Annotated in this window: 10 protein-coding genes; 5 read left to right on the top strand and 5 right to left on the bottom strand. The window is 74.0% G+C overall.

The annotated features are described in order from the left end of the window. Nucleotides 1–215: 215 nt before the first annotated feature. The 3 genes from ACFRAR_RS14150 to ACFRAR_RS14140 all read left to right on the top strand — a co-directional run bounded on the left by ACFRAR_RS14150 (nucleotide 216) and on the right by ACFRAR_RS14140 (nucleotide 3572). Complete coding sequence (locus ACFRAR_RS14150; protein ID WP_380698207.1) at nucleotides 216–1658, top strand: MFS transporter; 1443 nt, start codon at nucleotides 216–218, stop codon at nucleotides 1656–1658. A gap of 215 nt (nucleotides 1659–1873) precedes the next feature. Then, nucleotides 1874–2038, top strand: coding sequence for a hypothetical protein (locus ACFRAR_RS14145; RefSeq protein WP_380698205.1), 165 nt, complete (start codon nucleotides 1874–1876; stop codon nucleotides 2036–2038). A 124-nt stretch (nucleotides 2039–2162) separates the two neighbouring features. Further along, nucleotides 2163–3572: an MFS transporter gene (locus ACFRAR_RS14140; protein WP_380698203.1), complete on the top strand. Its 1410-nt coding sequence runs from the start codon at nucleotides 2163–2165 to the stop codon at nucleotides 3570–3572. On the opposite strand, the gene ACFRAR_RS14135 is transcribed toward ACFRAR_RS14140, so the two are convergent. The 3 genes from ACFRAR_RS14135 to ACFRAR_RS14125 all read right to left on the bottom strand — a co-directional run bounded on the left by ACFRAR_RS14135 (nucleotide 3542) and on the right by ACFRAR_RS14125 (nucleotide 6850). Beyond that, nucleotides 3542–4345 (bottom strand): aminoglycoside 3'-phosphotransferase, encoded by an 804-nt coding sequence (locus ACFRAR_RS14135; RefSeq protein ID WP_380698201.1) that lies wholly within the window; start codon nucleotides 4343–4345, stop codon nucleotides 3542–3544. The genes ACFRAR_RS14140 and ACFRAR_RS14135 overlap by 31 nt on opposite strands. Before the next feature lie 71 nt (nucleotides 4346–4416). Beyond that, nucleotides 4417–5637: a cytochrome P450 gene (locus tag ACFRAR_RS14130; RefSeq protein WP_380698199.1), complete on the bottom strand. Its 1221-nt coding sequence runs from the start codon at nucleotides 5635–5637 to the stop codon at nucleotides 4417–4419. Continuing rightward, the gene (locus ACFRAR_RS14125; RefSeq protein WP_380698197.1) at nucleotides 5618–6850 is read right to left on the bottom strand and encodes an acyltransferase family protein; all 1233 of its coding nucleotides are present in this window, start codon (nucleotides 6848–6850) and stop codon (nucleotides 5618–5620) included. The genes ACFRAR_RS14130 and ACFRAR_RS14125 overlap by 20 nt, the downstream gene beginning before the upstream one ends. Before the next feature lie 268 nt (nucleotides 6851–7118). Here ACFRAR_RS14125 and ACFRAR_RS14120 point away from each other — a divergent pair, with 268 nt between their 5' ends. Then, nucleotides 7119–7865, top strand: coding sequence for an aminoglycoside phosphotransferase family protein (locus ACFRAR_RS14120; protein ID WP_380698195.1), 747 nt, complete (start codon nucleotides 7119–7121; stop codon nucleotides 7863–7865). A gap of 129 nt (nucleotides 7866–7994) precedes the next feature. Here ACFRAR_RS14120 and ACFRAR_RS14115 read toward each other — a convergent pair whose 3' ends face one another. Continuing rightward, nucleotides 7995–8978, bottom strand: coding sequence for a hypothetical protein (locus ACFRAR_RS14115; RefSeq protein ID WP_380698193.1), 984 nt, complete (start codon nucleotides 8976–8978; stop codon nucleotides 7995–7997). A gap of 59 nt (nucleotides 8979–9037) precedes the next feature. After that, nucleotides 9038–9415, bottom strand: a complete 378-nt coding sequence (locus tag ACFRAR_RS14110) for a metal-sensitive transcriptional regulator (RefSeq protein WP_380698191.1) — start codon at nucleotides 9413–9415, stop codon at nucleotides 9038–9040. 293 nt (nucleotides 9416–9708) lie between these two features. On the opposite strand from ACFRAR_RS14110, the gene ACFRAR_RS14105 reads away from it, so the two are divergent. Then, a partial coding sequence (locus ACFRAR_RS14105; protein WP_380698189.1) for a heavy metal translocating P-type ATPase occupies nucleotides 9709–11710 on the top strand: 2002 nt, incomplete at its 3' end.

The following is an 11710-nucleotide window of genomic DNA, read 5'->3' as shown; positions in this document are numbered from 1 at the left end:
GGGGGCTGTCGCATACCCCCCACCCCTAAGTGCCTCGAACCCGCCTCCGACTTCCACGTGTTAAACCCTACCCCCCTAGGGTATGCTCTGACACGTCCTCACCGGGGTCGTCCACCGGAGGCACTCACCATGCCTGCACCGGGAGCTGACGGCCGATGATCGTTGCCGCGGGCCACCGCCCCGGCAGATACCCCCCGACGGGTAGGGAGTTGGAGATGGCAACCGACAACACCGGGCCGAACCCCCGGAGGTGGCGCGCACTGGCGCTGATCGCCGCGGCGCAGTTCGTGGTGATCATGGACACCTCGATCATCGGGGTGGCCCTGCCCAAGATGAAGGACGACCTCGGCTTCAGCCAGGGGAACCTGTCCTGGGTGTTCAACGCGTACGTGGTGGCCTTCGGCGGCCTGCTCCTGCTCGGCGGCCGGCTGTCCGACCTGCTCGGCGCCCGCCGGCTGTTCAGCACCGGCTGGGCGGTCCTCGGCGCCGGCTCGCTGCTCGCCGGCCTCGCCGGGAACGTCCCGACCGAACTGGCCGGCCGCGCCGTCCAGGGCCTCGGCGCCGCGATGATCGCCCCCTCGGCGCTCACCCTGCTGATGATGCTCTTCGGCGGCAATCCGAAGGAGCTGACCAAGGCCTTCGCCCTGTACGGCGCGGCGGCTCCGGCCGGCGGCACCGCGGGCGTCTTCCTCGGCGGCCTGATCACCCAGTACATCAGCTGGCCGTGGGTGTTCTACATCAACATCCCGGTCGCCCTGGTCGCGCTGCTCGCCACCCCCTCGCTGATGCCCTCCGCACCCCGGCGCACCGGCGGCATCGACATCATCGGCGCGCTCACCGTGACCGTCGGCCTGGCCGCCGCGGTGTACGCCATCGTCCGTGCCCCGGAGGAGGGTTGGGCCTCGGCCTCGACCCTGCTGACGCTGGCCGGAGCGGTCGTGCTGCTGATCGCCTTCCTGGTCATCCAGGGCAAGCGCCGCGAGCCGCTGATGCGGCTGAGCATCTTCCGGGTGCCGAACCTCGGCGCCGCCAACCTCGCCCAGTTCCTGCTGGCCGCGGCCTGGGTGCCGATGTGGTTCTTCCTGAACCTCTACCTCCAGCAGGTGCTCCACCTCGGCGCCTTCGCCAGCGGCGCGGCCCTGCTGCCGATGACCGTCGCGATCATGGGCATCATGATCACCCTGGCGCCGCGGCTGATCGCCCGCTTCGGCCCCAAGGCACTGGTCGTCACCGGCATGCTGGCCCTCGGCGCCGGTCTGTTCGGGCTCTCGCTGGCCCGCCCGGACGGCAACTTCTGGACCGACGTGCTGCCCGCCTCGCTGCTCGCCGCGATCGGCATGGCGCTCGCCTTCATCCCGTCCCTCGGCACCGCGATCTCCAGCGCGCCCCCGCAGGACGGCGGCCTCGCCTCCGGCATCGTCAACACCGGCTACCAGGTCGGCTCGGCGCTCGGCCTGGCCGCGATGACCGCGCTGGCCGCCGCCCGGACCTCGGACTCCACGGCCGAGAGCCTCACCTCGGGCTTCTCCGCGGCGTTCATCGGCGCCGCGGCGATCGCGGTGGTCGGCGGCCTGCTCGCGGTGGTCACCCTGCGCACCCCGCGCCCCGAGGCCGCCGGCGCCCCGGCCGCCGAGGCCCAGCCCGCGACGGCCGCGTGAGGCCGTCCACCCTCCCACCCCGGGGCGGGCCCCGACCGGGCGCCCGCCCCACCCACCCCACCGGGGGCCACGCCGAACGGCGCGGCCCCCGGAGGGCGTGGCACCGCCGCGGCACACGGCGGGCATGACGCCGCGCCGGCACTCCGCGGGCATGACGCCGCCGCGGCCCCCGGTGACCGTGACACCACCGCAGCACCCGTGCGAAGGAGCACCCGATGACCCACCGCGAGACCCCCGCCGCCCCGCTGGCCGCACTGGTGCGGGCGGTGCGCCACCCCGTCACCCGCTGCCTGATCGCCTGCCTGGCCGGCGCCGTCGCGGCCGCCGCCGCCGAACCGGCCCGGGGGAGCGCCGCAGCCCGTGGTTGCCCGGGGCGCTGACCGCCGCACCCCCCCTGAGCCGAGCACCGCACCCCCTGACCTGTCCCTCTGACCTGTCCCCCTGACCCGCCCCCTCGGCACGCTTCCCGACCTCTCCCCTTGATCCGCCACCCCGGAGCCGGACATGACCACCCGACGCGCACAGGGCGTGCTAGCGACCGCCGCCTACGGCACCCTGCTGGTCCTCGTCGCGTACACCGTGCCGATGACCACCCTCGCCCCGACCGCGGCCGCCCTGCACGCCGGCCCCACGGCCCAGACCTGGGTGCTCACCGGCGCCCTGGTCGGACTCTCCGCCCTGCTGCTCACCGCCGGCAGCATCGCCGACGACCGCGGCCGCAAGCAGGTCTTCGTCGTGGGCGCGCTGCTGCTCGCCCTCTCCAGCGCCGCCGCCGCGGCCGCCGCCGTGACGCCCCTCTTCCTCGCCGCCCGGGTCGTCCAGGGCGCCGCCTCGGCCGCCGTCCTCGCGCCGAGCCTCGGCCTGATCGGCGAGGCCTACCCGGGCGGCGCCGCCCGGGTGCGGGCGCTCGGCGTCTGGGGCGCGGCGGTGGGCCTGGGCATCGCGGTCGGCCCGGTGTACGCCGCGCTGGCGGAGCGCTGGCTCGGCTGGCGCGCCGTCTACTGGGGGCTCGCCCTGCTCGCCGCCTCCCTGCTCGCGCTCGCCGCCACCGTGCTGGAGGAGTCCCGCAGCCCCGCCCGCCGGCGCGTCGACACCCCCGGGGTGCTCACCCTCGGCACCGGCACCGCGGCCCTGATCGCCGGGCTCGCCGAGGGCCGCTACGGCTGGACCGAACCGGTGGTGCTCGCCCTGCTGGCCGCCGGTGTGGTGCTGCTCGCCGCCTTCGCCGTGGTCGAGGCGCGCTGCGCCGACCCCATGCTGGACCTGCGGCTGTTCCGCGAACCGGGCTTCGTCGCCGCGACGGGCGGGGCGCTGTTCACCGGGCTCGCCGTGGTCGGTCTGATGAGCTGCCTGCCCGCCGCCCTGCAACGGGTGCTCGGGGTGTCGGCGCTGGCCGCCGGGGGAGTGCTCGCCATCTGGTCCGGCCTGTCGGTGGTCGCGGCGCTCCAGGCCCGCCGGCTGGCGGGCCGGATCGGTGCCACCACCCAACTGATCGTCGCCCTGCTGGTCTGCGGAGTCGGCGAACTCGCCCTGGTCGGGCTGCGCCCGGGGGACTCCTGGCTGCGGCTGGCCCCGGGGCTGGCGGTGGCCGGCATCGGCAGCGGGGTGCTGAACGCGGCGCTCGGCCGCCTCGCCGTCACCAGCGTGCCCGCCCACCGCGCCGCGATGGGCTCGGGCGCCAACAACACGGCCCGGTACCTGGGTTCGTCCCTCGGCGTGGCGGTCACCGTCACCCTGATGGGCCTCGGCCGCCCCGCCACCCCGCGAGCGGCCGCCGACGGCGCGGACCACGCGGTGCTGGCCGCCACCGTGCTGTGCGTGCTCGGCGCGGCGGGCGCGCTGGCCGTACGGGCGGCGCAGCGGCGGGGCGCCGCCACGACCGATCAGTCCGACAGCTCCCACAGCAGCCGGTAGTAGGCGATCCGCTCCGGGTCGGGCTCGACCCCGTAGGCCTCCAGCAGCGGCTCCTCCCAGCCCGGGCCGTAGTTCCACTGGGTGCTCCAGGTGGCGGCCGCGAGGTCGGCCCAGCGGTCGGCGACACCGAGGGTGCCGAGGTCGACGTGCCCGGTGCAGGTGCCGTCGTCCCCGACCAGGGTGTTGGGCGCGCAGGCGTCGCCGTGGCAGACCACGAGCCGGTCGACGGGCGGGATGTCGGCGAGCACGTCGAGCGCCTGATCGACGGTGCCGAAGCGCTGAAGCTCCGGAGGCCAGTCCGCCGGATCGGTCAGGCCGGCCGCCGCCCGTGACCGCGCGTTCTCCAGCCGGCCCCCGGCCGACCAGTCGAACGGGCAGTCGGCGACGGGCAGCGCGTCATGGAGCCGCCGCAGCCCGGCGCCGATCGCGCGCACGGCGGTGGCGGGGTCACGCTTCCGGCGATCGTCCACCGCCGAGCGGCCGGGCAGTCCGCGGGTGACGATCCAGGAGCCCGTCCCGTCGGCGCCCTCGTCGAGCACCCGGGGCACCACGGTGTACTTCGCCGCCCACCGCAGGCGCGCGACCTCGGCGGCGAGGTCGATGCCGCTACCGACCGGTGTCCACTTCACGAACCGGCAGGTGTCGCCCGAGCCGATCCGGAAGGTCAGCCCGCCGAGCTCGTTCTGCCACACGGCCCGGACCGGCTGCCCGGCGGCGAGTTCGGTGACGACGGGCGGGGGCTCGACGGGTCCGTGCGGGGCGAAGGCGATCATCCACCCATTCTCGGCGGGCCACGGCGCACCGGCCAAGCCCTTTTGCCGCCGCGCGTCACCAGGTCACCAGGTCACCAGGTGACCGGCAGGCTCCGCAGGCCGAAGACGATGTCGTTGTGCTTGAAGGCGGACGGCGCCAACGGCTCCGCCGGCCGTAGCCCGGGCATCCGGCGCAGCAGGGTGGCCAGCGCGATCCGGAGCTCCATCCGGGCCAGCTGCTGACCGATGCACTGGTGCGGGCCGAAGCCGAACGACAGGTGCGGGCGGGGCGGTCGGCGCAGGTCGACGGTGTCCGGGGCCGGGAACACGTCCTCGTCCCGGTTGCCGGACGGGATCGCGGCGACCAGCCAGTCTCCCGCCGCCACCGGGGTGCCGCCGACGGTGACGTCCTCGGTGGCGTACCGCAGCAGGCCGAACTGGATCACCGACAGGTAGCGCAGCAGCTCCTCCACGGCGAGGCCGATGGTGTCCGGGGCGGCCCGCAGCGCGGCCGCCCGGTCCGGGTCCGCCGTCAGCACCAGGGCGCTCAGCGCGATCATGTTGGCGGTCGTCTCGTGCCCGGCGACCAGCAGCAGCACGCCGAGGGTGGCCAACTCCGGTACGGTCGGCGGCCGTTCGGTCGTCCTGCCGCGGGCGATCAGCCGGCTCAGCAGGTCGTCCCGCGGCTCGGCGAGGCGCCTCGTGACCAGGTCGGCGAGGTAGTCCTCCAACCGCCGGGTGGCCGCGTCGCGGGTGGCCTGGTCGGCGTCGAAGCCGATCAGCACCTCGCTGTCGTGCTGGAAGGCGTCGTGGTCGGCGTAGGGCACGCCGAGCAGCTCGCAGATCAGTTGCGACGGAATCGGCAGCGCGAAGTCCCGGACCAGGTCGGCGCCCGGCCCGGCGGCGAGCATCGCGTCGATGTGCCGGTCGGTGATCCGCTGGACGGACGGCCGCAGGGCGGCGATCCGCCGCACGGTGAACTCGCCGATCAGCAGCCGTCGTAGCCGCGCGTGCTCCGCGCCGTCCAGCTGGATCATGGAGCCAGGGGGCGGGTCGGCCCGGTCGTAGGAGGGCAGCATGTGCATCGAGCCGGCGCCCCGGGAGCTCAGTCGCGGATCCGTGAGCACGGCCCGGATGTCCTCGTGTCGGCTGACCAGCCAGGCGTCCATTCCGGCCGGACACCGCACCGGCGACACGGGCGCGTCGGCGCGCAGCCGGGCGTAGCTCTCGTCGGGGTCGAAGGGGCGGGAGGGCGGCCGGATGGTCGGGAACCGGGGGGTGCCGGTCGCCTGGTCAGGGCCGGGGTTCGTCATGGGGGACGGCTCCAGGGTGGCGGACAGGGGTCGCGTCGGATCGGGGTACGGGGGGCCGGGCCCCGGCGGGTGCGGGTGCGTCTTCGAGTGCGCCTTCGGGGCCGGGTCCGGGTGCGTCTTCGGGTGCGCCTTCGGGGGCGGCGAGGCGGCCGCGCGGCCGGCTGAAGCGGCGGACCGCCGGGCGTTCGACCACCGTGTACAGGAGGGCCGCGAGCGCGAGGCTGATCGCGACGGTGAGCAGGATGTGCGCCAGCCTGGTCGACGGGGAGGCGATCGCGGTCTGGCCGGTGGCGTGCGCGGCGTCGATCGGGCCGTACTGGATGACGAGGTAGTGCACGAGGTAGAGGGCGAACGAGACCTCGCCCAGCCACACCATGACCCGGCCGCCGAAGGGCGTACGGACGGCGCGGACGTCGGCGGCGGCGCCCGCCGCGATCACCAGGGCGAGCGCGAACGCGGTCGGCCCGGCACAGAGGTGGAAGATGCCGGGCAGCCGGGACTGGAGGGCGACGAACGCGACCGTGAGGAGGAAGGCGGGCGCCATGCCGAGGCGGATCCACTTCCCGGAGAGCACGATCCGGGCCATCAGGATGCCGAGGACGAATTCCAGCATCCTGGTGAAGGGCAGGCTGTAGGCGAACCAGGACTGGAACTGCGCGACCTCCGGATCCCAGGAGGTGGCCGGGTGGGCGGGCAGCAGCTGGGCGACGAACGGGACGGCGACGACCGCGAGCCCGGTGCCCAGGGCCCACGGCCACAGCCGGGACGGCGGGATGCGCGCGATGAGACGGATGAGCCAGGGGAACGCGAAGTAGAAGACCAACTCGCAACCGAGGGTCCAACTCGGCACGTTGATCCCGGTCAGCCCGCCGAGGGCGTCGAAGTTCGGAATCCACGGCTCGACCAGGAACAGCGGCGGAAGCGTGTTGATCACCATGATCGGAATGCCCGCGACGGCCATCAGGGCGACGGTGGCGGCGAAGGTCGTGAGGTGGTTCGGGAAGATCTTCACCAGGCGCCGGCGCCAGAACAGCACGGCGGTGTCCTTCGGGTCGGCGACCCAGGTGAGGATGAAGCCGCTGAGGATGAAGAAGAAGGCGACCCCGACCGGCCCGAGAGTGGTGAAGAAGTAGGGGAGGCCGGGGTGGATCGATCCGAAGAACTGGCCGGTCAAGTGCGAGATGAGGACGGCGAACGCCGCGACGAACCGCATACCGGTCAGGGACGGCAAGCGGCTCGGACGAGCGGACGGTGCTGGCGTCTGCATGGCCGATTCCCTGTCCGGGGGTTGGGTATCGGACCACTATCGGCGGGCCCGGTCGGAGCGGTCAAACGGGATCTCTCGATGCACCGCATCGATTCTGTTGATACGTCAAATCTATTTGAACACCAGTGAGTTGACGCTGCCACGGCGACCGAAGGTGTCCGATCCGCGAGAAACCCGGCGACGCCGGCGGCCACCCCCGGGATACTGGTCGACCATGGAAGAGGTCGAAGTCGTCGTCGCCCACTCCGAGCGCGCGACCCTGCGCGTCGGCGACGTGTTCCTGAAGGTGGACGCCGATCAGGCGCGCATCGACGTCGAGGTCGAGGCGATGTCCCTCGCGCCGGTCCCGACCCCGAAGGTCCTGTGGCGCAAGCCGCCCGTGCTCGCGATCGCCGCAGTCCCGGGGGCGACGCTCGGCCGGCTCGGCGGCCCGTCGACCGGCTCCCCGGCGGCATGGGCGGCGGCGGGAGCCGCCATCCGGACGCTGCACGACGCGCCGCCGCCGCCCCGCCCCGGCCGGGCGGGCCGAAGCATCGCCGCGCTGACGGAGGAACTCGACCGGGAATGCGAGCTGTTGGCGGGCAACGGCGTCCTGCCCGCCGGCCTGGTCACCCGCAACCGCCAGGTCGCCGACGCCGCGCTCCGGCCGTGGACCCCGGCCTTCACACACGGCGACCTCCAGATCGCGCACGTCTTCCTCGACGGCGGCGAGGTCACCGGCATCATCGACTGGTCCGAGGCGGGCCAGGGCGACGCCCTGTACGACCTCGCCACCTTCACCCTCGGACACGAGGAGCACCTCGGTGACGTCATCGACGGCTACGGCACCGCCGTCGACCTCGACGTGATCCACGCGTGGTGGTCGCTGCGAAGCCTGCTGGTGGTCCGCTGGCTGGCCGAGCACGGCTTCGACCCCTTCGCACCGGGCTGCGAGGTCGACGTGCTGAGATCCTGGATGTGAGGCTGCTGCGGGGGCGGCACGGAGGCCCTCCTGCGCGCGGTGCTCCGACAGGCCGCCGGCCACCCGTCCGGCTGAAACCCGAGGGTGCCGGGCGATCCTTCATGGGATCGCCCGGCACTCCGCCGCGTCTCAGTGCTGGTGGTCGTCCGCGCCCTCGGTGTGCCCGGCGGCCGGGGCGGGGGCCGGGGCCACCGTGCCGTCCGTCGTCACGGTGAAGGCGGCCGTGCGCACGGTGTCCTGGTGCTTGAAGTCCAGGAAGAGCCGGTAGCTGCCGCCGCTCGGGGCGGTGGTGGTGAAGCCGATCTCCGGGCCCGGGGTGGTGGTGTCCGGGTGGACGTGCAGGTAGGCGAGGTCGCCGGCGCGCAGTGCGACCAGGTGGCCGTACGCGCCCAGGTAGGGCTGGAGGTCGGTGACCGGCCGGCCGTCCTTGCTGACGCTCAGGGTGAGCCGGCCGCTGCGTCCGGGGGTGAGGTCGCCGCCCAGGGTGACGGTGTAGCCGTCGACGGTGACGGTCCGTCCGGTGTCCGGCAGCGGGGCGGGCCGCAGGTCGCCGGCGGCGTGGAGGTCGGCGCCGAGGGTGAGGCCCTCGCTCGCGCCGGTCGGGGTGAAGTCCGCGAAGACCCGGTACTCCCCGGCGGCCGGGACGGCGGTCGGGGCGCTCCAGGTGCCGTCGGCGGCCAGCGTCGGGTGCAGGTGCTGGAAGGTGGAGAGGTCGCGCGGGGCGACGATCAGGTGCAGTTCCTTCTCGTGCTGCTGCTGGTAGGCGGTGACCGGCTTGCCGTCGGTGCCGAGGATGCGGAAGCGCAGGTCGGTGGGGGAGCCGGCGGTGACGAAGGGGTTCTCGACGTTGAGCGTGTAGCCGCGCTCGGAGACCTGGAGCCCGCCGGGCAGGTGCTCGGCTCCGACGCCGGCTCCGGTGCCGGCTGCGGACTCCTCGGTGTGGCCCGCGTGCTCCGGAGCCTGGCCGGCGCCCGCCGCGTTGTGTCCGCCGTGCGCGGCGGTGGCGGGCTTGGGGGCGGGGCCGTTGCCGGTGGCGTGGCCGACGCCGAGGGCGAGGCCGAAGGCGGCGGCGAGTCCGGCGCCGAAGGCGGTGATGCGCAGCGGGGTGTTCATGGCGGTCTCCTGGGACGTCCGAGGCGAGGGGCGATGAGGGGTGGGGCGGCGGAAGGCGGTCAGGCCCGCATGAGCCGGGCGATGGCCTGCGAGGCCTCGGCGACCTTGGCGTCCGCTTCGGCGCCGCCGCCCGCGATGGCGTCCTGGACGCAGTGGGCGAGGTGGCTGTCGAGCAGGTGCAGGGCGACGGACTGGAGGGCCTTGGTGGCGGCCGAGACCTGCGTCAGCGTGTCGAGGCAGTAGGTGTCGGTGTCGACCATGCGCTGGAGGCCGCGGATCTGGCCCTCGACGCGGCGCAGTCGGCGCAGGAGCTGGTCCTTGTCGTTGCGGTAGCCGGCCATGCGGCCCTCCTCAGGAATCCGGCGGGGCGTACGGGAGTGCGGGGAGAGTGCGGGGAGTGGTCGGCGGGGCGGTGCGTCCCGGGGCTCGACACCCATGAGTGAATACCCCTCGGGGGTATCAAGTCAAGCGGATCCCCGGCGGATCCTCAGTGGATCCCCGGCTTATCCGCGCAGAATCCGCGCCCTGGAAAAATACCTGCCGGGGGTATCGCTCGGGGCTTGCCCTCGATACCCCTCAGGGGTATAAAGGAACTCGGCACCGCCCGATACCCCTCCTGGGTATGAGGGCCCGGCCACCGAAACTACCGCAGGAACGCACCGCCGCACGACCGCAAGGCCCCCTGTACGACCGGTCCGGCCGGCAGGACGAACTGTCACGAGGAGCGACGATGACTACGCAGGCACCCGCCTCCGCGGAGGTGGAACTCTCGATCGGCGGAATGACGTGCGCCTCGTGCGCCGCCCGCATCGAGAAGAAGCTCAACCGGATGGACGGGGTCACGGCCAGCGTCAACTACGCCACCGAGAAGGCGAAGGTCTCCTTCGAGGGCGACGTCGAGGTCGCCGACCTGATCGCCACCGTCGAGGCCACCGGCTACACCGCCGCGCTCCCCAAGCCCCCGGCCGCCGAGGGCGCGGGCGGCGAGCCGGCCGAACCGGCCGACGCACTGGCCCCGCTGCGCCAGCGGCTGTTCACGGCGGTCGCCCTCGCGGTGCCGGTGATCGCGATGGCGATGGTGCCGGCCCTCCAGTTCGACAACTGGCAGTGGCTGTCGCTGACCCTCGCCGCCCCGGTCGTCACCTACGCCGCCTGGCCGTTCCACCGGGCCGCGTTCACCAACGCCCGGCACGGCGCCGCGACCATGGACACCCTCGTCTCGCTCGGCACCATCGCCGCGTTCCTCTGGTCGCTCTGGGCGCTGTTCTTCGGCGACGCGGGGATGCCGGGCATGCGCCACGGCTTCGAGCTCACCATCGCCCGCAGCGACGGCTCGTCCAACATCTACCTGGAGGCGGCGGCCGGCGTCACCGCCTTCATCCTGGCCGGCCGCTACTTCGAGGCCCGCTCCAAGCGCACTGCCGGGGCCGCCCTCAAGGCGCTGCTCGAACTGGGCGCCAAGGACGTGACGGTGCTGCGCGGCGGCGCCGAGGTGCTGATCCCGATCGCGGACCTCGCGGTGGGTGACCGCTTCGTGGTCCGGCCGGGCGAGAAGATCGCCACCGACGGCACGGTGGTCGAGGGCGCCTCGGCCGTGGACGCCTCGATGCTCACCGGCGAGTCCGTCCCGGTCGAGGTCGGGGTCGGCGACGGCGTCACCGGCGCCACCGTCAACGCGGGCGGCCGGCTGGTCGTCGAGGCCACCCGGGTCGGCGCGGACACCCAGCTGTCCCGGATGGCCAAGCTGGTCGAGGACGCGCAGAACGGCAAGGCCGCCGCGCAGCGCCTCGCGGACCGGATCTCCGCGGTCTTCGTGCCGATCGTGATCACCCTCGCGGTGGCCACCCTCGGCTACTGGCTGGGCACCGGCGAGGGCTGGACCGCCGCCTTCACCGCGGCGGTCGCCGTGCTGATCATCGCCTGCCCCTGCGCCCTGGGCCTGGCCACCCCGACCGCGCTGCTGGTCGGCACCGGTCGCGGCGCCCAGCTCGGCGTCCTGATCAAGGGCCCGGAGGTCCTGGAGTCCACCCGCAAGGTCGACACCATCGTCCTGGACAAGACCGGCACCGTCACCAGCGGCCAGATGACCCTGCTCGCCGTCCACGCCACGGCCGGCGTCACCGAGGCCGAGGTGCTGCGGCTGGCCGGCGCCCTGGAGCACGCCTCCGAGCACCCGATCGCCCGGGCGATCGCCAACGCCGCCGCCAAGGCCGGCGAACTGCCCGCCGTCGAGGGCTTCGAGAACGTCCCGGGCCTGGGCGTCCAGGGCGTGGTGGACGGCCACGCGGTGGTGGCCGGCCGGGAGGCCCTGCTGAACCAGTGGTCGCAGTACCTGCCCGAGGCGCTGGCAGAGGCCAAGCGCACCGCCGAGGCCTCCGGCCGCACCGCGATCGCGGTCGGCTGGGACGGCGAGGCGCGGGCCGTGCTGGAGGTCGCCGACGCCGTCAAGCCGACCAGCGCCGAGGCCATCGGCAAGCTGCGGGCCCTGGGCCTGACCCCGGTGCTGCTGACCGGTGACAACCGGCTGGTCGCCGAGGCCGTGGCGGCCGAGGTCGGCATCAAGCCGGAGCACGTGATCGCCGAGGTCATGCCGCAGGACAAGGTCGACACCGTCAAGCGGCTCCAGGACGAGGGCAAGGTCGTGGCGATGGTCGGCGACGGCGTCAACGACGCGGCCGCGCTCGCCCAGGCCGACCTGGGCCTGGCGATGGGCACCGGCACCGACGCCGCCA

Origin of the sequence: Kitasatospora sp. NPDC056651, assembly GCF_042792155.1 — a bacterium.
Taxonomy (GTDB): Bacteria; Actinomycetota; Actinomycetes; order Streptomycetales; family Streptomycetaceae; genus Kitasatospora.
The sequence above is the reverse complement of the archived record's forward strand: the minus strand, read 5'-3'. Positions and strand labels throughout refer to the sequence as shown.

Excerpts from the sequence above, each read along its gene's own strand:
- ACFRAR_RS14140 (WP_380698203.1), top strand. The coding sequence starts at position 2,163 with ATGACCACCCGACGCGCACAGGGCGTGCTAGCGACCGCCGCCTACGGC.
- ACFRAR_RS14115 (WP_380698193.1), bottom strand. The coding sequence starts at position 8,978 with ATGAACACCCCGCTGCGCATCACCGCCTTCGGCGCCGGACTCGCCGCC.
- ACFRAR_RS14145 (WP_380698205.1), top strand. The coding sequence starts at position 1,874 with ATGACCCACCGCGAGACCCCCGCCGCCCCGCTGGCCGCACTGGTGCGG.
- ACFRAR_RS14125 (WP_380698197.1), bottom strand. The coding sequence starts at position 6,850 with ATGCGGTTCGTCGCGGCGTTCGCCGTCCTCATCTCGCACTTGACCGGC.
- ACFRAR_RS14135 (WP_380698201.1), bottom strand. The coding sequence starts at position 4,345 with ATGATCGCCTTCGCCCCGCACGGACCCGTCGAGCCCCCGCCCGTCGTC.
- ACFRAR_RS14150 (WP_380698207.1), top strand. The coding sequence starts at position 216 with ATGGCAACCGACAACACCGGGCCGAACCCCCGGAGGTGGCGCGCACTG.
- ACFRAR_RS14120 (WP_380698195.1), top strand. The coding sequence starts at position 7,119 with ATGGAAGAGGTCGAAGTCGTCGTCGCCCACTCCGAGCGCGCGACCCTG.
- ACFRAR_RS14130 (WP_380698199.1), bottom strand. The coding sequence starts at position 5,637 with ATGACGAACCCCGGCCCTGACCAGGCGACCGGCACCCCCCGGTTCCCG.
- ACFRAR_RS14110 (WP_380698191.1), bottom strand. The coding sequence starts at position 9,415 with ATGGGTGTCGAGCCCCGGGACGCACCGCCCCGCCGACCACTCCCCGCA.